This window comes from Chryseobacterium balustinum, from assembly GCF_900168205.1.
GTDB lineage: Bacteria > Bacteroidota > Bacteroidia > Flavobacteriales > Weeksellaceae > Chryseobacterium > Chryseobacterium balustinum.
In genome coordinates this window covers 24,292-50,745 of the sequence record NZ_FUZE01000002.1, presented here as the reverse complement: position 1 = coordinate 50,745, position 26,454 = coordinate 24,292, and the positions used below count along the sequence as shown (strand labels likewise).

Genomic DNA, 26,454 nt, shown 5'->3' with positions numbered 1-26,454 from the left:
GTGAAATTTAAATCAATGCTTTTTAGACAGGTTACTGTTTTTTGCGGTGTTTTTTTTCTGCAATTCATTCTATTTTTTCCGTTGAGTTTTTTAAACGATTTCCAGTTAAAAATTACGGATTTTATTTTTGGAGATTTTACTGGTTTTATATTAGAATTTTTATTCAATAACAAGAATAGCAGAATAGATTACAGTTCAGATAGTTATTCGATGTTGGTTTTAATCATCATTTTACTTCTTACATCGACAATTTTTAGTTTCCTTATCAAGAAAAAATGGATGGAAATATTTTTATCAATAACAGGATATGTTTGTGTAATTTATATTTCTGTTATTCTGATAAAATATGGTATTGATAAAATTTTTAAAGCTCAATTTCCCGAACCTGAACCGAATATTCTGTTTACAAGATTCGGTAATTTAGACAAAGATATTTTATTCTGGAGTACGATTGGAACGTCTAAAATTTATAATATCATCATGGGTTCAATTGAATTTTTTTCAGGAGTTTTGTTGTTATTCAAACGCACTCGGTTTTTAGGATTATTATTGGCAATTATTAGCTTCGCTCAGATATTAATCATCAATATTAGTTTTGATATTTCTGTAAAATTATTTTCACTGATTTTACTTTTAATGAGCCTATTTTTGGTCAGAAAAAACGGATGGGAACTTATTCTTAAATTGATTAGTCTACCAAAAAAAACTTTTTTTGACCAAACTTTATTTCTTCCTTATAAAACCTTTTTTAAGATTCTTATTTTAGGAACTGTATTTATAAAAATCGGAATACCATATTTCAATAATAATTTTGATGCAGAAAATAAAGATAGTTCATTCAATTTAAGGGGAGCTTATCAAGTAACTTCTTCCGAAAGTCCTTATCAATATTTATTCTTTCATAAAGACCAATACCTGATTTTTATGGAAAAATCTTCAGAAAAGATGACTTCTTTTCATTATGATATTTCTTTTAATCATCAAATGATTCTTGAAGATAATCAACATCATATTTCCAGACATTTATTCGTGGAAAATAATAAAGACAGTACAATTATTTTTTCTTTTAATAATCAAGTGATTCATGCTAAAGCTATTAATGATAAAGGAATGAATGCATTGCAGGACAAATTTCACATCTTGGTTGATTAACAGGTAATCCTATCAAATATTTTCACCAAGTGAAAAGCTCGGTTCACCAAGTTTCCAAAATTTCAGTTTCAAATCGTGGTAATTTTACTTTAGAAATTTAAAATAAACAATATGAAATTTAAACACCTTTTATTAGTAGGAATCTTTGCAGCAGGAAGTTTGATGAATGCGCAGGAAGTAAAGAAAAATGCAATTGAAGTAACAGGAGTTGCCGAAATGGAAGTAGAACCGGATGAAATCATCTTTAGTATCGGTATAAAAGCCGACAACAAAAATCAATTGGCAGACAGCGAAAAACTTTTATTTGAAACACTGAAAAACAACGGTGTAAAAAATGAAGACATTAAATTTAAATCGATGTACCAGAATTTATATTCGAAAACAACGAAGTTTACCAAGAGTTTTCAGTTTAAAGTTAATGCGAAAACCAATGTGAGTAAGCTTTTTGAAGACCTTAATCAGAAATGGGTAAGCAATCTGAACATTGCAGAAATCAAAAACACAAAAATTGCAGATTTCAGAAAAACGGTTAAAATTAATGCCTTAAAAGCTGCGAAAGAGAAAGCAGATTATCTTTTGGGAAGCATCAATAAAAAGGCCGGAGATGCGATTGAGATTACAGAAATTGAAGATTACATGAGCGATTCTATTCTTCCCGTTGCTTACAGAAGCAAAATGGCGAATGTACAGTTGGAAGCAGCCGACCAAAGTATGGATTATTCGTTCGACAACATCGAAAATATCAAGCTGAAATACAGCATCAAAACAAAATACGAAATTCTTTAGTTTTTTAAGAGGCAGTCAGAAATGGCTGTCTTTTTTTCGCTTAAAAACTTCCACCAAGTGAAAACCTCAGTTCACCAAGTCTTCAGATTTTCGGTTTCTAATCAAAGTAATTTTACTGTAGAACTTTAAAACAATAAACAATGCGACACTCTATTTTAATACTCATTTTGATGGTTTCGTTTTTTAAATCTCAGGAAATTAAAAAAGAAATCGACGTAAAACAGGCGACTGTATTTCTGCAGGGAGCGAAAGTTTTCGGAAGCACAAACGTTACTCTCCAAAAAGGAAGAAACACCGTGAAAATCATTAACCTTCCGAATGATTTAGATGAAAACACGTACAAAATCAATCTTGAAAAAAACACAACGCTTTTATCAATTACCCCACAAAGTAATTATCTCAAAAATGATGAACTGACTGACGGCGAAAAAAAACTGGATGATGAAAGAAAAAAATTTCAGAGACAGGTCAATTTACTAAATATTCAGATTAAAAATCTGACGGGCGAACAAAATATCATTAATGATAATCTTAAAGTTTCAACGAATGATAAATCGACTCCGCAGGAACAGTTGATAAAACTGACTGAATTTTACAGAAAGAGAATGCTGGAAATCGACAATCAGGTTTTTCTTCTGAATGAGCAAAAAACTACGTTTGATGAAAGCATTGCTAAAATCAACAAGCAATTTGCCGAAGAACAGACTCATAAAACACAAAACAGAAAAGAACTTTTACTTGAAATTCTCGCTGAAAATGAAATGAATCTGAATCTCGGCGTAAGCTATATCGTTTCTAATGCAGGTTGGATTCCTTCTTATGATTTAAGAGCACAGTCTACAAAAAAACCTTTAGAAATTGTCTACAAAGGAAAAATTTATCAGAAAACCGGACAAGACTGGAACAATGTGAAACTTTTCGTGTCCACTTACAGACCTTCTTACAACCAAAACAGACCGATTTTATCGCCTTTATATGTTGCTGAATATGCCGCTTACAATAATGAAGATGCAAAAGTAGGTTATGAGAAAAAGGCAAAAGCTGAACTTTCAAATTCTTATCAAATGCGAGCTGAAGTTGCTGCACCAAGTCAGATTCCTGTTGCAACGGTTTCGGATAATCAGATGAATATTTTGTATGAATTGAATTACAATCAAACCATCGTGAGTCAGGAAAAAGAACAATATGTGATTTTAGATAAGAAAAATGTCGAAGCTAATTTCAAGTATCACACGGTTCCGAAACTGAACAATCAGGTCTTCTTAATGGCATTCATAAAAAATTGGCAGAATTTAAATCTAATTACGGGTGAAGCGAATATTTATTTTGAAGATAACTATATCGGAAAAACCAATATTACAAGCAATTATGTAAAAGATGAGTTCCCAATTTCTCTTGGAGTTGATGAAAGAATCGTGGTAAAACGTATTAAACTTGAAGATAAAACCGCCCAAAAATATTTCAACTCTAATAAATGGGAAACAGAATCTTACGAAATATCTATCAGAAACAACACAAAAGAAAGTATTGAACTGGAAATTTTAGATCAAATTCCATTAAGTGAAAATCAGAAAATCACAGTGAAAACTTTAAATATCGAAGACGGAAGCTATGATGACAAAACCGGAAGTGTTCTTTGGAACAGAAAAATCAACAGCGGAGCTTCAGAAAAAATCAATTTCTCTTATGAAGTAAAATATCCGAAGGAAATGCAGATTCAGTATTACAGTCGTTAATTAAGTTTGAGGGTTTGAGAGTCTGAGTGCAGTTGAGAGAGTCCTGAAGGGACGATTTTCTAAAGAATGAAGTCCTATTAAAAAAAGTTATTAATCGCAAAGGTTTTAGGAAAAACAAGCTGTTTTTAAGACGCAAGATCACTTCGACTTCGCTCAGTGTGACGGAAGATTTTCATTTAGAAATTGCTAATAAATTTTATCGAAGATAAAATCCTTGCGCCTTTAAATTATATTAAAATTCTTGGGCCTTTGCGAATACCAACAAAAAAGATTTAGTAAAAATCATTAAAAACATACAATATGAACACATTAAAAGTTTTAACAGTAACAGCAAGTGTATTTGCTTTTTTGAGTGCAGGTAAAATTTCAGATAATCGTTGCAGCAGCAAAGGTAACGAGAGAGAAATTGTAGAAAGTAACATTTCAAATCAACCACAAATTCTTGTTTCGAAAGATAGTAAAATTCAGGTCGCTTTGCTTTTGGACACTTCCAACAGTATGGATGGTTTAATAGACCAGGCAAAATCAAGACTTTGGAATATCGTCAATACGTTGACGACTTTAAAATACAACGGACAAGCTCCACAGGTGGAAATTGCTCTTTATGAATATGGAAATGACGGATTGCAGGATGAAAATTACATCAGACAAGTAACTCCGCTTACACAGGATCTGGATTTGGTTTCAGAAAAACTTTTTGCTCTTAGAACCAATGGCGGAAATGAATATTGTGGAGCGGTCATTCGTGATGCATCATCCAATTTGAAATGGGAAGGAAACGAAAAAAGCATGAAACTGATTTACATTGCCGGAAATGAGCCTTTTGATCAGGGGAAAATTAGTTATAAAGATGTGATTTCTAAAGCTAAAACCAAAAACATTTACACGAATACGATCTTCTGCGGAAGCCGTGAAGAAGGCATTCAATCTCATTGGCAAAACGGAGCGAGCTTAGGAGACGGAAAGTATTTTAATATCGACAGCGACCAAAAAGTGATTTATATTGAAACGCCTTATGATGTGAAAATTTCGCAGTACAATTCTAAACTGAATGACACTTATATCTCTTACGGACGACGTGGCTTTGAAATGAAAAACAAGCAAACAACTCAAGATTCAAATGCAGAAATGCAATCCGCTTCTAATGCTGTTGAAAGAGCCGTAAGCAAATCAAAGAAAAATGCTTACAAAAATGATCATTGGGATTTGGTGGATAAAGTTGAAAAAGACAAAGCTTATATTTCATCAATAAAAGAGGAGGAATTACCTTCTGAATTAAAAGGGAAAAGCAAAGATGAAATTCAGAAAATTGTGGCTCAAAAATCTGCAGACCGAGACAAAATTCAAAAAGAAATTGAAGTTTTAGCGAAAAAAAGACAGGAATTTATTGATGTTGAAACAACAAAAAGAGGAAGCTCTGAAGGTGATGATCTAGGAAAAGCGATTGAAAGATCTATTATAGAATTGGCGAAAAAGAACGGATATAGTTTTTAGTTTTCGGTTCCGAGATATAGGATTCGAGTTTGAAATTATTTTTTATTTATTGATGTTCGAAAGTCCCAAAGGGACGACCTAATAAAGGATAGGATAAAATCCTATCAACAAAAGTAGCAAAAGAATTGGTCTCAAACACCAGTTCCGTGAAACAGTGATGTGAATGTTAGTATTGTTTATTTCGTTTCGGGGTTTGGCTTTGCCAAACCCCGAAACTTTTCAGTTATTTTTAAAACGCTAAATTTTAAAATAAAGTTATCTTCCAAATTTAAAATATTCAGAAAGCTTGTGTTTTTTATTCTTCATAAAAGCGGAAGCCATTTCCATTCCTGTAACCGAAAAAGTAATTCCGTTTCCACCAAATCCTAAAACAAAATACGAGTTTTTAAAATTGTCGTGAGGTCCGATGTACGGAAGTCCGTCTTTCGTTTCACCGAAGGTTCCCGCCCACACAAAATCGGTGTAAAACTGGTAATCAGGTTTTATTCTTTTCAGGTTTTTTAAAATTTCTTTTTCTTTTTTGTTCAATAAAGAATCTCTCTTTTCTGGATCAGAAAAATCTTCGTCACCACCACCGATCAGTAGTCTTTCGTCGTCTGTAGATCGCATATAAATGTAGGGATCATCGGTATTCCAAACGAGAGTATGTTCTATATTTTTAAATTTATTATTGTCAACTTCAGAAACTACTGCAAACGTGCTTTTCAAATCAACAAAATGTTCTTTAATCATTGTTGAACTTTCATAACCAACGCAGTAAATAATTTTTTTAGCTTTAATATTAAAACCATCAGTTGTTAAAGCTAAATTATGATCTCTTAAATATTTTACCGATTTCATTTCGGTTTTATCAAATATTTTCAGTCCTTTTTTTGTATTAAATCTTAGCAGCTCATGAGCAAATTTAAAGGCATCAATACTTGCGCCTTGTTTAGATAATATACCACCGTAAGTATTCTGAAATCCGAATTTTTCTTCAATGTCTTCAATACCCAACCAAGTCACATCAAATCCTGCTTTTTTCCGGGCAACATATTCTTTCTCAAGCCAAATTGCATCTTTCTTTTTCGAAGCAAAATATAAAGACTGTTTTCTTTTAAAACCAGATCGGGCTTTTATTTCTTTTGTAAGCTTTTCCAGATCGTCTATAGATTTTGAACAGGCTTTGTAACTTTCTACCGCACCTTTTTCGCCAATCATTTCAATCAATTCGTAAAGCGGAGTATCAATTTCATACTGCAACATTGAGGTTGTCGCTGAGGTACTTCCGTTGCAGATTTCGCGTTTATCAATCAAAATAGTTTGGTATCCGTCTTTTATCATTTGATGAGCAATAAGACTTCCGGTAATTCCACCGCCAATAATAAGAACATCACATTCTTCATCAGATTTTAGGGAAGGATAGGAAGATAATAAACCATTTTTCAAAAGCCAGAAAGGTTCGTTAGATTTCAAGTCCATAGAGTTTTTTCAAAATATGAGCAATAATTGAGCCTTAAATAGACCTATTCATTAATTATGGTTTAATTATTGATAAAATAAAATCACCAAAACCATTTAAAATATAAATTATGATAACAATACTTAATGATGCTCCGGAAAATGTAGCAGCCTTCAATGCAACTGGTGAAGTAACAAGAGAAGATTTTGAGAATCTTGTCATTCCTTATGTGAAGAGTAAAATAGAACAATTTGATGAATTAAATTACCTCCTTTATTTAGATACCGATTTAAGTAATTTTACGATGGGAGCCTGGCTTCAGGATGCACTTTTAGGTATAAAAAATATTACGAAATGGAACAGAGCAGCTATTGTAACCGATAAAGAAGGAGTACAGAATTTTACAGATATTTTCAGTGTTTTGATGCCTGGAGAATTTAAATCTTTTCCGAAAGAAAATCTTTATAATGCATTATACTGGTGTCAAAACGGTAACGAAGTTAAAAGTTAGTTAATAAAAAAGAGAAGCAATTGCTTCTCTTTTTTAGTTCTTTTATTTGTCGCAATTCGCAGTTTCTAATTTCAAGTCGTCCACAATATTATTGGAGCGGTAGAGATACATATAACGCACACTGATGATCAGACCAATTAAAGTCATAAACACTCCGACTAGCGAAGGATAATTATATGAAAGACCGTTTTCTAAAGGAATTCCTCCTAAAAATGCGCCCATTGCATTGGCAATATTAAACGCAGCCTGCATAAATGCAGCAGCCATCATTTCGCTTTTCGGTGCAGCTTTCATCATCATAATATTGATTGGCGCAGCCACAGACATTGATAATGCACCACAAATGAAAGTTAATCCCAAAGAAATAGATTGATATTCTGAAAGGAAAAATACACCACATAAAGAGAGCATCATCAATGCAAGTAATAAGATACAGGTTTTTTCAGGGCTTAATCGATCAGATAGATATCCTCCAACAAGATTTCCGACTACCATTCCTGCACCTGCAAGAATCATTACATATGCCATACTGCTTTCTGCAATCCCAGAAACGACGGTCATTAATGGGGTGATATAACTAAACCAGGTAAAAAGTCCGCCAAAACCAATTGCTGTGATCGCCAAAACCAACCAAGCCTGTTTTCTTTTTAGGAATTTAATTTCTTCTTTAAAATGAGTATCCTGATTCGCATCTATTGCAGGAAGCCAAAGTTTTAAAAATAATAAAGCAATCAGGCCTATGACCCCAACAATTGCAAAATACCATCTCCAATGAAACATATGGCCAATATAAGTTACCAAAGGAACCATCGCTAAATTCGCAACCGTTAATCCTGTAAACATGAGTGAAATATAAAAAGCTTCTTTCCCCTTTGCTGCCATTCTTGTTGCAACAACGGTTCCAACTCCGAAAAATGCTCCATGAGGAAGTCCGGATAAGAAACGGATAATCATCATCGTATTGTAATCGGGAGCAATTGCAGATAACGCATTAAATAATGTGAAAATCATCATTAATACAATCAACACTTTTTTAGGTGGAAATTTCACCGAATATCCTATTAAAAGAGGTGCTCCTACAACAACACCAAAAGCATACGCAGAGATCAAATGACCTGCTTCCGGAATACTGATCTGTAAACTTCTTGCCAGATCGGGAAGCAATCCCATGATTGTAAACTCTGTTGTTCCTATTCCCAAACCACCTATGGCAAGTGGAATAATTCTTTTATCAATCTGCATTTTAAATTATTTAAAAATAAACCTGATCCACGCAATTATTCATTGCTTCTTTTTAAAGCGCAAATTTCGATAGAAATAATCATTTAAACTTTAACAGAAATGATATAAATTTGCTCTATATTAACTTTTTTATTTTAATTTAAATTGAATATTAATCAAAATAGAACCTAATGAAAATTCAGAAAGAAATTATTCAGTTTGAAGAAGGAAAGTCTTTTAAACTTTTTTCTCCTTCATTAAAAGACTGTTTTTTCTGGCATTATCATCCCGAAATCGAACTTGTTTATGTAGAAGCCTGCAAAGGAATCCGTCATGTTGGGAAAAATATTTCAGATTTTAAAGACAGCGAATTGTTATTGATTGGTTCAAATGTTCCGCATCTTAATTTTGACTATAAAATTCATACCGAATGCAAGCAGCTCGTTTTGCAAATGAGAGAAAATTTTCTGCAGGAACTTATTTTCCCAATTCCGGAATTCGATAGTATTAAAAATTTGCTCGAACGTTCTTATCTGGGATTATCATTTTCAGGAGAAACTAAAATGATTGTCGTTGAAAAACTACATCAGATTAAAAATGAAAATTCATTTGTCTCTTTTATGGGTTTAATTGAAATTCTACAAATTTTAGCCCAATCAAATGAAGTCAAAGAATTGAATAATGAAGACACCAGAATAAAATGGTTCTTAAATGATAAGATCAGGATGGGAACTATTTATGATTACATCAACGAAAACTATGACAAAAATCCCAATGTGAACGTTATTGCTGAGATGGTAAGTTTGAGTACGCCAGCCTTTTGTAGGTATTTTAAAAAACAAACGAATATGACTTTTACCGATTTTGTGAATAATTACAGAATCAATCAGGCAAAAATGTTGTTGTTACAGAATTTATGCATTACAGAAGTTTGCTTTCAGGTTGGTTTTGAAAGCATTTCTTACTTTAATAAATTATTCAAAAATTACATGGGAGAAACTCCTACAGCTTTTAAGAAAAAACATTTGAGTAAGATCGAAAATTAATGTTTTTCCCACGGATTAGACAGACTTTATGTGCACTAATTTGCGAGATATTGGGTAATATAAGCATGTCCACCAAAATTCTTATATTTGATAAAACTGTTTTACACTTCAAAATTATTTTAATGAAAAAGCTAAATATTGCAGTACTTGCATTTTCTGGTATTGTATTCTTAAATTCTTGTGGAACTACCAAAAATACCACTGCGACCGTAGAAAAAACTCCAACAAATATCGTTGTTGAGAATTCTTCGCTTACCATCTATCCTGAAAACGGAATCAATTTATCTTATATGGATAAAACGGTTCGCCCGCAGGATGATTTCTTCAGTTATGTAAACGGAAACTGGGTGAAAGAAACTCAGATTCCTTCTGATAAAGCAAGTTGGGGCTCTTTCAATGCATTGAGAGAAAATGTAGATGATGCGTCGCTTGATATTTTAAATAAAATTTTAACCGAGAAATATGCAGAAGGTTCAGAAGGACAAAAAATTCAAAATCTGTATGCATCTTTTATGGATGTTGAAAAGAGAAATGCTGCTGGAATTTCTCCGATAAAATCTGATTTAGCTAAAGTTGATGCGATTAAAAATATTAATGACCTTCAGAAATACCTTTTAGATGCAACAAAATTGAGTGACAATTCATTCTACGGATGGAGAGTAGGGGCAGATATGAAGAATTCTAAAATGAATGCAGTATATCTTGGAGGTCCTGACCTTGGTTTAGGAAGAGATTATTACCAAAAGGTAAACGAAGCCAATACCAAAACATTAGCAGAATATCAAAATTATGTAGCTAAATTGTTTGTTGTTTTAGGATATAAGAATTCAGATGCTGCTGCAAAAAATGTAGTTGATTTTGAAAAGCAATTAGCAAATTATTTACTGACTTTAGAGCAGAACAGAGATGCCAATTTAAGATATAATCCTAAAAATGTAAATGAGCTTTCTGGTTTGGTGAAAAATGTAAATTTGGCTAAATATCTGAAAGATGCAGGCGTAAATACTGATAAAGTAATCGTTGGTGAGCTGAAATATTACCAAAATATGGATCAGTTTATCAATCAGAAAAACCTGCCGTTGCTGAAAGATTATCTGAAATACCATATCATTAATGGGAATGCAAGTAATTTGGGTGACAGCTTAGATAATATACGTTTCGATTTTTACTCTAAATATCTTCAGGGGCAAAAAGAACAGCGTGCGATGGATAAAAGAGGTTTGGCGCTTGTAAACAGTATTTTAGGTGAAGCTTTCGGGAAATTATATGTTGATAAATATTTTACTCCCGAATCTAAACAGCAGATGGAAATGTACATTGATTACATTTTAAAATCTTTCAAAACGCACATCAATGATATGGATTGGATGTCGCCGGAAACCAAAGTGAAAGCTCAGGAAAAACTATCGAAATTTACCGTAAAAATTGCTTATCCAGATCAGTGGAAAGATTATTCTAAATTGAAAGTAGAAGCTCCAGCTCAAGGTGCTACATTATATTCCAACTTACAAAATGTTTCCGCTTGGCAATATCAGAAAAGCTTAGAAAAAGTAGGAAAACCTGTCGATAAAACTGAGTGGGGAATGTCTCCACAAACTGTAAATGCATATTACAGCGGTTCAAATAACGAAATTGTTTTCCCTGCTGCAATTCTACAGCCACCTTTTTACAATCCAAAAGCTGATGCTGCGGTGAATTTCGGTGGAATCGGAGCGGTGATTGGTCATGAAATTTCTCATGGTTTTGATGATAGTGGTTCAAGATTTGACGGTGATGGAAATTTGAATAATTGGTGGACCGATCAGGATCGTAAGAATTTTGATGCAAAAGTGGGGCAATTAGCAGCTCAATACAACGCTTACGAACCGGTAAAAGGAAGTTTCGTCAACGGAAAATTTACCAGCGGTGAAAATATTGGTGATTTAGGTGGAGTAGCGGTTGCTTATGATGCGCTTCAAATGTATTTAAAAGATAAAGGAGATGTCGGTTTGATTAGCGGATTTAATCAGGATCAGAGGTTTTTTATGAGTTGGGCAACGGTTTGGAGAACCAAATCTACCGATCAGTATATGATGAATCAGGTGAAGACAGATCCGCACTCACCGGGATATTTCAGAGCATTTGGACCTTTGGTAAATCAGGACTCTTTTATGAAAGCATTCGATATTAAACCGGGAGATAAATTGTATAAAGCTCCGGCTGAGAGAATTAAAATCTGGTAATTTTTGTACAATAATTTACTGTTAAAACGCATCATTTTGGTGCGTTTTTTTTATTTGTTTTTCATAGAATAGTGATGCCAAAAAGTATTAATAATCATTTAATTATCATCGGTGAATTGAATTATTTTAAAAAAAACTTCACAAAATTTTGTATGTTATAGTTTTTTTATAAATTTAAGCAATGGATTGGTCAAAAATTTGCTAATCCAAAACCAAAATCAACAATCTCAAAATAATAATAATATGGCAATGTTTAATTATGGTGTTGGCGGAAACGAAGTCAAGGTCGACGCTAATGAAGCTATTCAAGAAATCCAGGAGAACAAATCTCTTATCGTAAGCCAGCTTACAACAGACGAATCTTATGTTCCCGAAATTGTTACAGGATTAAAAACCGTAGATGATGTTTTCAGACACTTTCAACCTTCTGTCGCTGTACAGCACGAAACAGAAGAAGGAAGTGTGGTAGAAGAAGAATTCCGTTTTCAGAATCTTGCAGACTTTACTCCCAAAAATCTTGTTCAGAAATCAGATTATCTTCAGCAGCTCAGTATGGAGCAGGAGCAGTACAATAAAATCGTGCGTCAGCTGAAAACCAATAAGATTCTTCGCAATATGTTGGAAAATGAGCAGACCAGAGCTGCTTTTATTGAAGCATTGAAAGATGTCGCACAAGAACTTGAAAAATAATCTTAAGTACCTACACAAATATTATGGATAGTAAATTACAGGCTGCAGAAAGTCAACAGCATAATCAACAGCAGCAAGCTGGAAGACCAAAAGGAAATCCGCTTGAAGAATTAAATAAAATCGGAGGATTTGGCTTTATAGAATCTGTCGTAGACGGAATAGCCAATATGAACCCCACCAGAAAAGCGAGAAAAGAAATTTTCTTGAACGATGGTAATAAAACCGATGAAAGAAAAGAGCTTTTACAGAAAATTAATCTATGGGTAGAGCTTTTAAACAGTAATGATTCTGCTGAAAAAATGGCAGATACCTGCAAAAATAAAGCACAACAGGCTGATCAAAACTTGAAAGTAAATCTTAAAAACTCTCTTGATGCCGTTCGCCAACTCGAAACTTCATACCGAACGGTTGCTCAGTTTTATAAAAATACAGAACTAGACAAGGTAGATAATGTAAGTATAGTCAATGCAACCTTAGAGCAGGTTTCAGATTTAGATAACCCGTTATTTATTGAGGCAATTGCTGATGAATTTAAAAGTTATTACGACCGTTTAGATTTAAGAGATAACTACTCTATTTTGGCGATTCCGGGATATTTGGGATCGAATAAAGTAATTGAAAAGTGGGCGAAGATCTGTAACGAAAATAAAGTAATGATGGTTACCGATTTTGCCAATCTTGATAAGCCGGATGATGTGGTAGATTTATTCCACTCTGCAAATCTTACAGGTGGCGAATTGCACAGAAGTAATGTCATTATGACGTGTAACTGGCTAGTGGGTCGTGGTAGAGCAGAAGAAGTAGGTGAAGAAGAAAACGTAGAACTTCCACCGTCAACTTCATTGGCCGGAAAAATTCATAAAACTTTAATGTCACAGGTTGCTGCCGGTAAAAAGCACGGTAATATCAATGAAGTAGACGCAGTGAAATTTGAATTGAAGAAAAGTGAAATTTCTCAGTTAGAAAAAATGGGTCTTGTTCCAATGGTGAATGAATATGGTAAAATCATGGCGTTCTCTGCAAAAACATTATTTACAGGTGATAACATCGGTCTTCAGACGTATTCTGTGGTTCGTGTATTCGATTATGTAACTAAAGTTTTACTGGATTTCTTAAACCGAAGAGCCTTCGAAAACTGGAACGCAAAAAACGAAGACGACTTGAGAAGACAGATTGTGAGTTTCTTAGATGGCATCAAAGGAGCTGATAAATTAATCGAAAAGTTTAAAATTGTACGTTTTGAGCAAGATAAAGTAAATAAAGACAGAGTTTGGTTAGATATCAGACTGACTCCTTATTTCCCTACTAAAAGTTTTGTAATCAAGCTTGACGGTCACAAAGGTGATGACGGTAATGAGTGGGATGCAGAATATATTCAGGATTAATCTTTATAAAATTCAATATAGAAACCGGTGCGTCAAAAACATCGGTTTTTTATTTCTAATTATTTTTAAAAACGGTTTAATGAAAAATTTTACGTTTTACATTTTGTTAGCTTTTCTGTTATTCTCAGTTGTAAGTTGTGAAAAAGAGTATCAGCGACCCCGAAAATATGAAATTGATCTTTTCAAAAACGAAAAAAAAGACAGCAATCAGGCATATGTAATGTCTGAAGACGAAGCTTACGGAATTAGTGATATGGTCGTGGCAAGTTCAGATGTTTCTGTCACCGACAGTTCTTCGGGGCGCGGTAAAGCATTTTACATTTATAGCATCAATTCCGGAGATCTATTATTCAGCAAAAGAGATTCTGTGATTCCGTATCCGTTTCAGTTTCTTTCGAATCAGAGATTAAATCTTAAAAAAGAAAAAAATGATTCGGTGTATGTATTTTTAGAAACGCTGAAAGGGTATAAATCTATTGCTGAAATGAAAAATATTAAATATCAGTGGCTGAAAGGAGCTCCTGTATATCTTCTTGATAACGAAAAAAAATAGTTTTATCTTTGTCTCACTAAATGAATTGGTTTTTTGGAAAAGAATAAAAGAAACTCAGACTTTCTTCACATCGGGAACAAGCTGTTGAAGTGGTATGATAAAAATGCGAGAGATTTGCCATTCAGAAAAACCAAAGATCCTTATAAAATATGGATTTGCGAAATCGTTTTTCAGCAAACCCGAATCGCTCAGGGGTTAAATCATTACAATAATTTTATTGAAAGATTCCCCGACGTGAAAACTTTGGCAGAATCTCCTGAAGATGAGGTTTTATTGTATTGGAAAGGGTTAGGATATTATTCCCGTGCCATCAATATTCATAAAGCATCACAACAAATCATCAACGATTACAATGGGATTTTTCCTTCCGATTATGAAGATATTTTAAAACTAAAAGGAATTGGTAAATATACCGCTGCTGCTGTTTCCAGTATTTGTTTTGATGGAAAAATGCCTGCAGTTGACGGAAATTTTTACAGAGTTTTAAGCAGAATTTTTGCTGATAATTTTGATATTTCCAATTCTAGAGCGTTTAATTATTTTTCTGAATTATCAGCTTTGATTATGCCTGAAAATGTGGGCGATTTTAATCAGGCAATGATGGATTTGGGTTCGGAAATTTGCAAACCAAAAAATCCTTTGTGCGGAGAATGTCCTGTCAATGATGATTGTCTTGCTTTTTCATTAAATAAAATCTCAGAATTTCCTGTTAAAACTAAAAAGGTAAAAGCACAGGATTTAGATTTAAAATATTATTTCGTTCACAGAAACGGGCAGTTTTTAATTCAGCAAAGAAAAGATGACTTTATCTGGAAAAAATTATTTGAATTTCCGCCGATGATTTCTGATGATTTAAATCCATTTATTAAAAGCGTAAAAACAGTTAATCACAAACTCACTCACAAAAATTTAAGCATAGAAATTTTTAATGTTGAGGTTGATTCTGAATCGGCTTGGGAAGATTTTATTGCTCAAAACAATTACATGATAACGGACGTTGAAGGTTCTCATGAAAGGTCATTTCCAAAACCTTTAGAAAATTATATCCAAAATTATGAGACAGTTTATCAAATTTTTTAATGTGAAAAGATGAAAAATCTCCATCATATTTGTTATTCCGTAGGAATCTAAGCGCTGTTTTTTTATTTATTGTTTAATAAATGAGTTGAGATTCCTACGGAATGACAAACTTTATGGATACTGACATTTGAAAAAAATCTTATCATCAAATTTCAAAACTCATTGAAATGCTGAAATTTGTGCCTTCAAATTTGAAATCTAATTTGTATTTTTGCAAAATGATTAAAAAAGTCATTTTTATTTTTGTTTCAATGTTGATTATTTCGTGCGGAAAGGAGAGTACTCCAAAACCTTACGGCGAATTGAGATTAGAATATCCTGCACCAAAATATCATAAATTTGAGCCTAATTGCCTGTATTCTTTTGAAGCTTCAGATTATGCCAAAATTTATGATGCAAAGAAACCTTGTTGGTATTATCTGAACTATCCAAAAATGAAGGCAAAGATTTTCCTGACGTATTACCCCATCAATAACGATTTTGCCCAGCAGATTATGGAAACCGAAAAAATGGTTTACAAGCATACTGTAAAAGCTAGTTCTATCGATACAAAATCTTTCGAATATCCTGAGAAAAGAGTTTACGGAAATTTTTATGAATTGAAAGGTCAAGCTGCATCTAATCTGCAGTTTTATGCAACCGACAGTACAAAACATTTCGTGACGGGATATTTATACTTCAATTCTAGACCAAAACCAGATTCTTTAGCTCCTGCAATAGATTATATCAAAAAAGATATGATGCATTTGCTCGATACTTTTGAATGGAAAAAATAAATTTTAAAATTCAATAAAAACTTTAGTAATCAATCGATTATTAATTAAAATAATAAAATACATATAGCATCGGTAGATTGCATATGACCTTTAATAAAAAAATATAAAATACATATGAAACTTTTAGTCGTAGGAAGCGTGGCATTTGATGCAATTGAGACGCCGTTTGGGAAAACAGATAAAATTTTAGGTGGAGCAGCTACTTATATCGGGATTACATCTTCTATTTTGGGAGTAAAATCTGGAATTGTATCTGTAGTTGGAGGAGATTTCCCACAGGAATATCTTGACATGTTTACCAACAGAGAAGTAAACATCGAAGGATTAGAAATTGTAAAAGAAGGAAAAACGTTTTTCTGGTCAGGTAAATACCACAATGATCTAAATACAAGAGATACTTTAGCGACTGAAGTAAATGTTTTGGAGAACTTTGATCCAAAAATTCCTGAATCTATGCAGGATGCAGAGATTTTATTATTAGGAAATCTTCACCCTGGAGTTCAGCTTTCAGTTCTTGAAAAAATGAACCAACGTCCTAAATTGGTTATTTTAGATACAATGAATTTCTGGATGGATTCTGCTATGGATATTCTGAAAGACATGATTGCTAAAACCGATGTTATCAGTATTAATGACGAAGAAGCAAGACAGCTTTCAGGTGAATATTCTTTGGTAAAAGCAGCTAAAAAGATCCATACAATGGGCCCTGATTATGTGATCATCAAAAAAGGAGAGCACGGTGCTTTACTGTTCCATGATAATAAAGTATTCGCAATTCCTGCACTTCCTTTGGAAGAAGTTTTCGATCCGACTGGTGCCGGAGATACTTTCGCAGGTGGTTTTGCAGCATATCTTGCTAAAAAAGGTAAATTCGATTTCGAAACAATGAAGTCTGCATTAATCGTAGGTTCTGCAATGGCTTCTTTCACAGTAGAAAAATTCGGAACAGAAAGAATTGAAGAGGTTAACGAAGCTGATATTCAAAACAGATTGAAGCAATTTAAAGAATTGACAACTTTTGATGTAGAATTACATTAAATCATCTCTTTTTAAGAAATATTTATAATAAAAAATTGAGTGCAATTCATTAAGAATTCTAAATTTGCAACTTGTTTAAAATAGTATAATGATAAATAAACTAAAAATCACTTTCCTTTTAGGAGTTTTCACGATGTTGTTCTCAGGAAACATCAACGCTCAGCTAAAGAAAGGACAGTTGGTAGACGGTATTGCGGCAGTAATTGGTGATGAGATCGTTTTGGAGTCTGATGTTGAAGAGCAGATGAATTACGGAAAACAGCAGGGTGCTTCAACCACTGATAGATGTGAGTTTTTGGAAAACTTAATTAATAATAAACTTTTGGTGTACGAAGCTAAAAGAGATACATTAATTGAAAACCGTTCTGCAGCGATTAAAGAAAACGTAAATGCAAAATATAATCAGTTTTTAGGTCAGTTTCCTGATGAAAAGACGATGTTGGCTGCTTATAAGTTCAGAAATCAATATGAGATGAAAAATGCCATCGAAAAAATTGATACTGATCAATATTACGGGCAGGCAAAATATGGAAGAATTACAGAAAAAGCAGACGTTACTCCTAATGAAGTGACAGATTTTTTCAATTTGTATAAATCTCAGCTTCCTGAAATAAAAGATGAGGTTTCTCTTTCTCAGATTATGATGTATCCTAAATTGACGGAAGCTCATAAAGATGAATTGATCAACAAGCTTAAAAAGATCAAAGCCGACATCGCGGGAGGAGAAAGTTTTGAAAGCCAGGCAAGGATTTATTCTGAAGATCAAGGAACGGCTCCAAATGGGGGGTTGATGAAAAATATCTTTAAAGGGCAAATGGTAAAGCCTTTCGAAGCTGCAGCATTAAACTTACAAGAAGGTGAAATTTCAGACCCTGTAGAATCTGAGTTTGGATATCACATTATTCAGTTGGTGAAAAAATCTGGTAAAGCTTATGATGCAAGACACATTCTTTTAATGGCGACACCTACAGATGCAGAAATTACTACGACAAAACAAAAATTAGACAGTATCAGAGGTTTAGTCTTAGCTGAAAAATTGAGTTTTAAAGAGGCTGCATTTAAGTTTTCAGATGATAAAAAAACTAAATTCAATGCGGGTGTTATTACCGGTGGAGATGGTTCTAGTAAAATCGAAAGAGAAAGCATTCCGGGAGTAATCAGTTATGAGCTTGCCGGTCTTAATAAAAATGATATTACAACTGCTTTTGATGATGAAGACGAAAGAAAAAGAAAAGTGGTAAAAATCATTAAAATTGAAGATGTTATTCCTTCACACCAGATTACACTTGAAACAGATTACGACAGAATCAAACAGATGGCTCTTAACAAGAAAAAAAGTGAAATGATTGAGAAGTTTGTCAATTCAAAACTTCCAACCACATTTATTTCTATAGACGGTCGATATGACAGCTGTGATTTTAAAGGGAACTGGAAAAAAGAATCCTTAAAAAAATAATACTTAAACCTTCAGAACTTTCTGAAGGTTTTTTTTGTGAAAATAGTTCTCAGATGTATCATAGAATCTACGTTTTTAGTATTTTTACCTTATGAGTAATTTTATAGATTTCAACTCCGCAAAAAAGCTTCATAAAATGAACGAAAATAAAAACAGAGTCACAGAACTTTTCAATATTAAATATCCCATTATTCAGGCCGGTATGATTTGGCATTCAGGCTGGAGATTAGCTTCGGCAGTTTCTAATTGTGGTGGATTGGGGTTGATTGGTTCAGCAAGTATGTATCCGGATATTTTAAGAGAAAATATTCAGAAATGCAAGAAAGCTACCGATAAACCTTTTGGTGTAAATGTCGCTTTGCTGTACCCAAATTTAGAAGAAATCATCAATATTATTCTGGAAGAGGGTGTGAAAATAGTTTTCACTTCTGCCGGAAGCCCTAAAACGTATACCGAAACGCTTCAGAAAGAAGGTTTAAAAGTCGCTCATGTGGTTTCTTCAACCAAGTTTGCCGTTAAATGTGAAGAAGCAGGAGTTGATGCAATCGTTGCTGAAGGTTTTGAAGCAGGAGGTCACAACGGAAGAGATGAAACAACAACTTTTTGCCTGATTCCGAATGTTAAAAAACATATTTCTAAACCATTGATTGCTGCAGGAGGAATTGCTTTAGGTTCCCAAATGAAAGCTGCCATGATTTTAGGAGCAGACGGAGTACAGATTGGAAGTCGTTTTGCGGCTACACAAGAAGCAAGTGCTCATGAAAACTGGAAAAAGAAAATTACAGAACTGAATGAAGGTGATACACTTCTTACTTTAAAAGAATTGGCGCCCGTAAGAATGGTTAAAAACAAGTTTTTCAACGAGCTTGAGGAAATATATAATGTGGGAAGAAATGCGGAAGCTTTGGTCGCTTCATTAGGTAGAGCAAGAGCAAAAAAAGGAATGTTTGAAGGGGATATGGAAGAAGGTGAATTGGAAATTGGTCAGGTTTCAGCTTTGATTGACGAAGTTCTTCCTGTGGAAACAGTTTTTGCCAACCTTTTAAAAGAATTTAATGAAACAAAAAATCCGAGCTTATAAATAATGATTGAAGAGGTAATTGATGTAAAAGGTCAAAACTTATTTATAAAATTTAATAATTCATTCGAAAATAAACCAACAATTGTTTTTCTGCATGATTCTTTAGGTTCGGTTCAGCTTTGGAGAGATTTTCCTGAAAAATTGGCGGAAGCAACCCAATGTAATGTTTTGGTATATGACCGCTTAGGATATGGCAAGTCTTTTCCTATGATTACCCATGAAAGAGAAAATAATTACATGGAATTGGAAGCAGATGTATTGAATGATTTGCTTTCTGAATTTAATATTAACGATGCCATTCTTTTCGGACACAGCGATGGCGGAACGATTGCCTTAATTGCCGCATCAAAATATCCTGAAAAAGTGAAAGCTGTAATCTGTGAAGCCGGACATATTTTTATTGAAGATATTACAGTGAAAGGTGTGGAAGAAGCATTAAATGCTTACAACACCACAAATCTACCTCAACGTCTCGAAAAATATCACGGTGATAAAGTAGAAACGATTGTCAAAGCATGGACTGAAATTTGGCTTAATGATAAATTCAGAGGCTGGAATATTGAGTATTTATTGGAAAATATTGAAAGTCCTCTTTTGTTTATTCAAGGGGAAGCTGATGAATACGGAACTTTAAACCAAGTTGAAAAAACAATTTCACAGGTTACAGGAACATCGGAGAAGTTCATCATCCCAAATGTTGGACATACACCGCACAAAGAATCTCCGGAAATAGTTTTAAATAAATCAATTGTGTTTATTAACACAATAATAAATTAATTCGCTAAAATTCCCCTCCTCTGGAGGGGTGGCGAAAATTCAAAGAATTTTTGACGGGGTGGTTTAATAAAATAAGAAAAACCTACAAACTTCTCAATTCAAATTCTATATTCTCCCTCGCCCGAGTTTCATATCTATTCTTAAAATATTCAGTTTTAAAAATACTTTCAAGTGCTAAAAAATGTTGTAAAACCTTTTTTCTTCCCGGTTTATAAAGGAAATCCGGATAAATAGAATATTCTTTTCTGATCTGTTTTGTATACTTTAAATGAACTTGCGAGCTTTTCCCAAGAATCGATAAATCTGCATCCAAAAGAAAATTAGTGTCTTCATCATCCGATTTTTTGTGAGATTTTGTAGCTAAAATTTGCTTGTAAACTTGTTGTACATCTTCATTATTCAAACCTACAATTCCAAGCCTTTCTTTTGCAAGATCTGCACTTTTTTCTTCATTAAATTTTGAAGTCGCATCATAGATCACATCATGGTAAAAAATAGAAAATGAAATGCTATTGAAATTTTTGATTTTATCTTTTACATTTTCAATTTCTTCAAATAGAGTTTCTAAATGTTGAAGATTGTGATAATGTCTGCTTTTCCCTGAATAGTTTTTCTCAATTTCGATCCAAAATTTTTCAATTAAAATTTTATCTTCAGTAAAGTTTAGACAAAGCGATTCAAATCTATCTTTTAAAATCATAAAATCTCATCTTTAGTTAAATAAAAAAGGAACTTAAAAAAGTTCCTTCCGTTTCTTATAAGCTTGCTTTCAAATCAGCCCAGCCTCCGCCGTTGTAGCCATCTTTTAAACCTTCAGAATTCAGGTATTCTAAAGCTTTTCCACTTCTGTTTCCACTTCTGCAGAACAAAACAACAGGCTTTTCGATAGATAAGATTTCGTCTTTTCTGTCTTCAACTTCTCCCAAAGGGATATTGACTGCTCCTTCTATATTTCCGTCCATTTCAAGCTCCATTGGCTCACGAACGTCGATTAATGCATAATTTCCTGATTGTAATACATCTGCTAATGACATAATATTTAATTTTTTTGAGTTAAATTACAAGATAAATGAGTGAAGTATTTTCATACATCCAAACTCCAACAAATTTATAAAATAATCTTAGTTTTGCAATGCGAAATCTATGAATTCAACTGCTGAAAAATATTCTCAATTAATCAAGTCTAAAGCTAAAAGTTTTGGGTTTCAGAATTGTGGAATTTCAAAGGCTGATTTTCTGGAAGAAGATGCCCATCATTTGGAAAAATGGCTTAAAAATAACTTCCATGGTGAAATGAAATACATGGAAAATCATTTCGACAAAAGATTAGATCCTAGATTGTTAGTGGAAGGTTCTAAATCGGTTATTTCGCTTTCTTACAACTATTTTCCTGAGGAAAAAATCTCTGCGTTAGAGAATTTTAAAATTTCAAAATATGCGTATGCTGAAGATTATCACGAAGTAGTAAAAGAAATTCTTCGTGATATGGTTTCTGAACTGCAGAAGGAAATCGGAGACTTTGAGTTCCGTGTTTTCGTAGACTCTGCTCCGGTTTTGGAAAGAAGTTGGGCGAAAAAATCAGGAATTGGGTGGGTTGGGAAAAATGCCAATTTAATAACTAAACAAAGTGGTTCGTTTTATTTTTTAGCTGAAATTATTTGTGACTTAGATTTAATTTCTGATCATGAAACAACGGATCATTGCGGAAGCTGCAGAAAATGTATCGATGCTTGTCCGACCGATGCGATTGTTTCGGAGAAAATTGTTGACGGAAGCAGATGTATTTCCTATGCAACCATTGAATTGAAAACTGAAATTCCGGATTATTTTAAAGATAAAATGGAAGACTGGATGTTTGGCTGCGACATCTGTCAGGATGTCTGTCCTTGGAACCGTTTTTCTGCGCCGAATATTCAGGCTAAATTTAAACCTAATGAAGCGTTGAAAAATTTTAAAAAAGGAGAGTGGAAAGAATTAACCCAAGAAATATTCTCCGAAATATTCCGGAAATCACCTGTGAAGCGCACAAAATTTGCAGGTCTAAAAAGAAATATTGAGTTTTTGAATCAGTCTTCAAAAGAATTATAGTACAATATAGAGGTGAAAAAACCTGTTCGGAAATTGTACTCTCCAAAAATAATAAGGGTATTGTATCATTCCTTAAAACTTTAGTTTTAAAGAAATAAAAGATTTCAATTCGTAAAAGTTTAAAAAGCCCTTTCTACAAAAGAAAAATTGACTTTCAAAAAGAGAATGTCTTTAAGAAAATCAACGTTTTTTCTGGGTTCTTTTAGGAGCTGTTTTTACTCTTACTTTAAATCTTTTTTGGGATTTCGTGTTTTTAAGCATATTTGTGAATGTTTGTTAGTTAAATTTAATTAATTTTTGAATTAAAATAAATACTTTTAGGAAAAATTTAAAATTAAATTTTATTAAACTCCAATATCTGAAAACATGAGTGTGAAAATTATACTGATCTATTTCCTAAAAACTCTGGGAATCATCCTCGGAATCATTGTGCTGTACGCTATTCTAGGTTATCTGTTGCCCTTTATCGAAGTTTCGGCAAAGGATGATGGTGAGCAAAAAGAAATTCCGATTTACATTTATACCAACGGTGTTCATACCGATATTGTAATGCCTGTGAAAAATGAATTACACGATTGGAGCGCAAAAATTCCGTTTACAAATACAACCTCGAAAAAAACAGATTACAATTATGTAGGAATCGGGTGGGGCGATAAAGGTTTTTATTTGGATACACCGACTTGGGCAGATTTGAAATTTTCTACGGCTGTAAAAGCTGCATTTTGGATGAGTGAATCTGCAATGCATACGTCATTCTACAAAACGATGACCGAAGCTGCTGACTGCAAAAAAATAATGATCAGCAAAAAACAATATTTAGAATTAGTGAAGTTTATCGATGCTAAATTTGATAGAGATACAAACGGTAGTTATATATTGATTCCAACTAAAGCTATTTACAGCGATAATGATGCGTTCTATGATGCGCAGGGAAGTTATAGTTTTCTAAATACCTGCAACACTTGGGCAAACGATGCACTAAAAGCTGCCGGACAAAAAGCTGCATGGTGGACGCCAACAGATTATGGTATTTTCTTACATTATAAATAAATCTTGTGAAAATTTTCCATTTAATTTTCTTAGTTATCATTTTTTCGTCATGTCAATATGAATCGAAAAAGGGTGCTGACAACACTGTTTTTGAAAATGAAAAGACCAGTGAAATTATAAAGCCTGAATTAGATTTAATCAAAACAAAAAAGAAAGCGGAAGAAGCCCTTGTGTTTTGCAAAAGCAAAAAAATGAATACTGATTTCTGTATTTTAATTGATATGAGTCTGCATTCCGGATTGAACCGTTTTATAATCTGGGATTTTAAGGAGCAGAAAATATCTAATAAATATTTAGTGGGGCATGGTTGCGGAAGTAATAGTTGGAGCAGTGATGAATCAAAAGACAATCCCAAATTCAGTAACGAAGACGGAAGCCATCTTTCAGCTTTGGGAAAATATCAATTAGGCGAAAGAGGAAGAAGCGATTGGGGAATTCATGTAAAATATTTGATGCACGGTTTAGAAGAAACAAATAATAATGCGCTGAAAAGATTCATTGTTTTTCATTCATGGGAATTGATGAGCGATGAAGAAGTTTATCCAAAAGGTTCTCCGGAAGGATGGGGTTGTCCTACGATTTCTAATACTGCAATGAAGGAATTAGATCCGATTATTCAAAATTCTAAAAAGCCTTTACTGATGTGGATTTATAATGAATGATTTATAATTTTTTTAAATCTAATTCATAAATGAATGATGGAAGATTGAAGGGTTCTGAAACCGTATCTTTTACAAAAACGAATTTTTGATCTTTAAAAAACTGAATTTGTGAATCATTTTCTCTGATATTGATCCAAAGACTGTCTGCAAATTGAATTGCCGATTTTACTTTATTCCAAAGAGAAAGTCTCACTTCTGGCAAATCATATTCCTGAAGAATAGAAAATTCTTTGATAGCTGTCATTTTTTGATTTTCACTAGCTTCTGGGTAAGAAAATCCGGTTTGAAAAAAGCAATATCCTACAGGTTGTTGATCTGCAAAAACCATAATTAATTGATTAGAAAAATCATTTAAAATATTGATCATTTTTCTATGGTCAAAATGTTCTTGAATATAATTCTCTATAATTTCTGATGCAACAATTTCTTTATATGAGTTTTTAATAAAAGCTTTTTTAACATCAAAAAATTCATCAACTCCCTGGTCTGAACCTACCACAAATTTTGAAACAATCTCCATTCTTATTTTTTTTCAAAGCTAAGTTATTTATGAATGATAATATCGGTACAGTTTCATGCAAATAAAACGGTACAGTTTTACTTTTTGTAAATTTGTGCGGAACAGATTTTGATTATGCAGAATTTTAAATATCAAATATTTACTTCGGTCATCGAGGAACAGATTAAAAATGGAATTCTTGTTTCAGGCGATCGGTTACCTTCTATAAGAGAAATTAAAGAAAAATATAAACTAAGCATTACTTCGGTGCAGAGTGGTTATGATTATCTTGTTATGAAAGGCTGTGTTGAAAATCGTCCTCGCTCAGGATTTTTTGTTACTATAAAAAGAAATGAAAATATTCCTGACGATTTACCAACATTCTCGCCAGTTGTAAGCAATGTAGAGTTTGATAAAAAGGTAAAACTCACTTCAAAGTCAGGTAAGTCTTTTGAACAAATTTCATTTAATACCGCTGCACCGACAGATCTGCTCATTCCTCAAAAATTGATCTTAAGAAAAATGCAGGAAGTAATTCGGAAAAAAGGTGCATCAATTCTCAGATATTATCCTGCGAACGGATCAGAAATCTTAAGAAATCAAATTGCTGCACGGGCAACAAAATTTGGCTGTAAAATAAATTCAGAACAACTCATTATTACAGATGGAGCTTTGCAGGCGCTTTACATTGGGCTGGCTTCGGTAACTCAATCGGGAGATGTGATTGCGGTAGAAAGTCCCTGTATTTTTTCTGTTTTGGAAGTTATTTCAAATTTAAAATTGAAGATAATCGAAGTTCCGGTACATTACAAAAACGGGTTTGATGTAGATTATCTAAAAGATGCTGTAAGTAAAAATAATATTCGTGCTGTTGTATTAACATCCAATTTTCATAATCCCACAGGAATTTTAATATCAGACGAAACAAAGAAAGATCTTGCTTCGATTGCGCAAAGTAATGAGATTCCGATCATTGAAAATGATATTTATGGAGACCTTTATTTTGATGGTGAAAGACCTTCAACGATTTGTAATTTTGATACGGAGGGTTGGGTAATGACTTATTCATCATTTTCAAAAACTTTTGCACCGGGAATTCGTCTGGGCTGGCTAAATACAGGTCGTTTTTTTGAACAGGCTGAAAGGCTGAAGTTTTCTCTTGGAAGATCTGTAGCACCCATTTTTCAGGAATTAATGATACAGTTGTTACACGAAAACTCTTATGACCGACATCTTCGTTTTTTTCGAAAACAATTAGAAATTCAATGCGTAGAACTTCTCAATGCATTACGATTATACTTTCCAGAAGATTGTTATTTTCACAGGCCTCATGGCGGTTACAGCATTTGGGGAAGGCTTCCTAAAGAAGTAAATATGCCAGATTTCTATACATTTTGTGAAAGTCAAAAAATCGCTTTTACACCTGGAGATACATTTTCTTACACTGACGCATGCAGCCATCATTTCAGAATTATATTTGCAGACAGAATCACCTCTGAAAGTATTGTGAGGCTGAAAATAATTGGAGAAAAAGTACAAAGTATTTTAGATGAAAATCTGTAAAATCAGAAATTCATTTTGTAAAATAGTCTTCCTTTTTTAACGGTTTGTATTTACAATATTAAAAAAGGTGCGGTTTGTCGGGCAAATGGTAAACATTATTTAATCTATGCGTAAAATTCCTGTAATCTAATCAGGCTACTTTTGCGA

General features: G+C 33.2%; 25 protein-coding genes. 20 read left to right on the top strand and 5 right to left on the bottom strand.

Features of this window, described 5'->3' with window-relative positions:
• The 4 genes from B5X64_RS03800 (at position 1) to B5X64_RS03785 (ending at position 5,168) form a co-directional block, all read left to right on the top strand.
• Positions 1-1,152 carry a hypothetical protein gene (locus tag B5X64_RS03800; protein ID WP_228418729.1) on the top strand — a complete coding sequence of 384 codons (1,152 nt, stop codon included), beginning with the start codon at positions 1-3 and terminating at the stop codon, positions 1,150-1,152.
• Positions 1,153-1,263: 111 nt separating this feature from the next.
• The gene (locus B5X64_RS03795) at positions 1,264-1,938 is read left to right on the top strand and encodes an SIMPL domain-containing protein (RefSeq protein WP_079463991.1); all 675 of its coding nucleotides are present in this window, start codon (positions 1,264-1,266) and stop codon (positions 1,936-1,938) included.
• A 140-nt stretch (positions 1,939-2,078) separates the two neighbouring features.
• The gene (locus tag B5X64_RS03790; protein ID WP_079463990.1) at positions 2,079-3,674 is read left to right on the top strand and encodes a DUF4139 domain-containing protein; all 1,596 of its coding nucleotides are present in this window, start codon (positions 2,079-2,081) and stop codon (positions 3,672-3,674) included.
• Between the two features lie 300 nt (positions 3,675-3,974).
• On the top strand, positions 3,975-5,168 hold the full coding sequence (locus B5X64_RS03785) for a vWA domain-containing protein (protein ID WP_079463989.1): 1,194 nt from the start codon (positions 3,975-3,977) through the stop codon (positions 5,166-5,168).
• A 255-nt stretch (positions 5,169-5,423) separates the two neighbouring features.
• Here the strand turns inward: B5X64_RS03785 and B5X64_RS03780 are convergent, their stop codons facing one another.
• Positions 5,424-6,629 (bottom strand): NAD(P)/FAD-dependent oxidoreductase, encoded by a 1,206-nt coding sequence (locus B5X64_RS03780; RefSeq protein ID WP_079463988.1) that lies wholly within the window; start codon positions 6,627-6,629, stop codon positions 5,424-5,426.
• A 110-nt stretch (positions 6,630-6,739) separates the two neighbouring features.
• On the opposite strand from B5X64_RS03780, the gene B5X64_RS03775 reads away from it, so the two are divergent.
• A complete protein-coding gene (locus B5X64_RS03775) occupies positions 6,740-7,120 on the top strand; it encodes a SpoIIAA family protein (protein ID WP_079463987.1) in 381 nt (126 codons plus the stop codon).
• Positions 7,121-7,162: 42 nt separating this feature from the next.
• Here B5X64_RS03775 and B5X64_RS03770 read toward each other — a convergent pair whose 3' ends face one another.
• Positions 7,163-8,362: an MFS transporter gene (locus B5X64_RS03770; RefSeq protein ID WP_172459122.1), complete on the bottom strand. Its 1,200-nt coding sequence runs from the start codon at positions 8,360-8,362 to the stop codon at positions 7,163-7,165.
• 170 nt (positions 8,363-8,532) lie between these two features.
• On the opposite strand from B5X64_RS03770, the gene B5X64_RS03765 reads away from it, so the two are divergent.
• The 11 genes from B5X64_RS03765 to B5X64_RS03715 all read left to right on the top strand — a co-directional run bounded on the left by B5X64_RS03765 (position 8,533) and on the right by B5X64_RS03715 (position 20,445).
• Complete coding sequence (locus tag B5X64_RS03765) at positions 8,533-9,387, top strand: AraC family transcriptional regulator (RefSeq protein WP_079463986.1); 855 nt, start codon at positions 8,533-8,535, stop codon at positions 9,385-9,387.
• A 122-nt stretch (positions 9,388-9,509) separates the two neighbouring features.
• The gene (locus B5X64_RS03760) at positions 9,510-11,609 is read left to right on the top strand and encodes a M13 family metallopeptidase (RefSeq protein ID WP_079464285.1); all 2,100 of its coding nucleotides are present in this window, start codon (positions 9,510-9,512) and stop codon (positions 11,607-11,609) included.
• A 243-nt stretch (positions 11,610-11,852) separates the two neighbouring features.
• Entirely contained in the window at positions 11,853-12,299 is a 447-nt protein-coding gene (locus B5X64_RS03755; protein WP_074230261.1) for a type VI secretion system contractile sheath small subunit, read from the top strand.
• A gap of 23 nt (positions 12,300-12,322) precedes the next feature.
• Complete coding sequence (locus B5X64_RS03750) at positions 12,323-13,684, top strand: DUF5458 family protein (RefSeq protein ID WP_079463985.1); 1,362 nt, start codon at positions 12,323-12,325, stop codon at positions 13,682-13,684.
• 79 nt (positions 13,685-13,763) lie between these two features.
• Positions 13,764-14,237 (top strand): hypothetical protein, encoded by a 474-nt coding sequence (locus B5X64_RS03745; RefSeq protein ID WP_079464284.1) that lies wholly within the window; start codon positions 13,764-13,766, stop codon positions 14,235-14,237.
• A 33-nt stretch (positions 14,238-14,270) separates the two neighbouring features.
• Positions 14,271-15,317: an A/G-specific adenine glycosylase gene (gene mutY / locus B5X64_RS03740; protein ID WP_079463984.1), complete on the top strand. Its 1,047-nt coding sequence runs from the start codon at positions 14,271-14,273 to the stop codon at positions 15,315-15,317.
• A 218-nt stretch (positions 15,318-15,535) separates the two neighbouring features.
• The gene (gene gldD / locus B5X64_RS03735) at positions 15,536-16,093 is read left to right on the top strand and encodes a gliding motility lipoprotein GldD (protein WP_066679738.1); all 558 of its coding nucleotides are present in this window, start codon (positions 15,536-15,538) and stop codon (positions 16,091-16,093) included.
• Between the two features lie 114 nt (positions 16,094-16,207).
• Positions 16,208-17,131 (top strand): PfkB family carbohydrate kinase, encoded by a 924-nt coding sequence (locus B5X64_RS03730; protein ID WP_079463983.1) that lies wholly within the window; start codon positions 16,208-16,210, stop codon positions 17,129-17,131.
• Positions 17,132-17,219: 88 nt separating this feature from the next.
• Positions 17,220-18,587, top strand: coding sequence for a peptidylprolyl isomerase (locus B5X64_RS03725; RefSeq protein ID WP_079463982.1), 1,368 nt, complete (start codon positions 17,220-17,222; stop codon positions 18,585-18,587).
• Between the two features lie 136 nt (positions 18,588-18,723).
• Positions 18,724-19,668: an NAD(P)H-dependent flavin oxidoreductase gene (locus B5X64_RS03720; protein ID WP_079464283.1), complete on the top strand. Its 945-nt coding sequence runs from the start codon at positions 18,724-18,726 to the stop codon at positions 19,666-19,668.
• A gap of 3 nt (positions 19,669-19,671) precedes the next feature.
• A complete protein-coding gene (locus B5X64_RS03715) occupies positions 19,672-20,445 on the top strand; it encodes an alpha/beta fold hydrolase (protein ID WP_079463981.1) in 774 nt (257 codons plus the stop codon).
• A gap of 82 nt (positions 20,446-20,527) precedes the next feature.
• Here B5X64_RS03715 and B5X64_RS03710 read toward each other — a convergent pair whose 3' ends face one another.
• Positions 20,528-21,145, bottom strand: coding sequence for an HD domain-containing protein (locus tag B5X64_RS03710; protein WP_079463980.1), 618 nt, complete (start codon positions 21,143-21,145; stop codon positions 20,528-20,530).
• A gap of 55 nt (positions 21,146-21,200) precedes the next feature.
• Positions 21,201-21,479: a rhodanese-like domain-containing protein gene (locus B5X64_RS03705; protein ID WP_079463979.1), complete on the bottom strand. Its 279-nt coding sequence runs from the start codon at positions 21,477-21,479 to the stop codon at positions 21,201-21,203.
• A 109-nt stretch (positions 21,480-21,588) separates the two neighbouring features.
• Between B5X64_RS03705 and queG the strand changes: the two genes are divergently transcribed.
• From queG to B5X64_RS03690, 3 genes are all read left to right on the top strand, one after another.
• Complete coding sequence (queG, locus tag B5X64_RS03700) at positions 21,589-22,533, top strand: tRNA epoxyqueuosine(34) reductase QueG (RefSeq protein ID WP_079463978.1); 945 nt, start codon at positions 21,589-21,591, stop codon at positions 22,531-22,533.
• Positions 22,534-22,899: 366 nt separating this feature from the next.
• The gene (locus B5X64_RS03695) at positions 22,900-23,583 is read left to right on the top strand and encodes a TIGR02117 family protein (protein WP_079463977.1); all 684 of its coding nucleotides are present in this window, start codon (positions 22,900-22,902) and stop codon (positions 23,581-23,583) included.
• 5 nt (positions 23,584-23,588) lie between these two features.
• Positions 23,589-24,245, top strand: a complete 657-nt coding sequence (locus B5X64_RS03690) for a murein L,D-transpeptidase catalytic domain-containing protein (RefSeq protein WP_228418727.1) — start codon at positions 23,589-23,591, stop codon at positions 24,243-24,245.
• 1 nt (position 24,246) lies between these two features.
• Here B5X64_RS03690 and B5X64_RS03685 read toward each other — a convergent pair whose 3' ends face one another.
• Complete coding sequence (locus B5X64_RS03685) at positions 24,247-24,765, bottom strand: hypothetical protein (RefSeq protein ID WP_079463975.1); 519 nt, start codon at positions 24,763-24,765, stop codon at positions 24,247-24,249.
• Positions 24,766-24,879: 114 nt separating this feature from the next.
• Here B5X64_RS03685 and B5X64_RS03680 point away from each other — a divergent pair, with 114 nt between their 5' ends.
• Positions 24,880-26,307, top strand: a complete 1,428-nt coding sequence (locus B5X64_RS03680; protein WP_079463974.1) for an aminotransferase-like domain-containing protein — start codon at positions 24,880-24,882, stop codon at positions 26,305-26,307.
• Positions 26,308-26,454 lie beyond the last annotated feature (147 nt).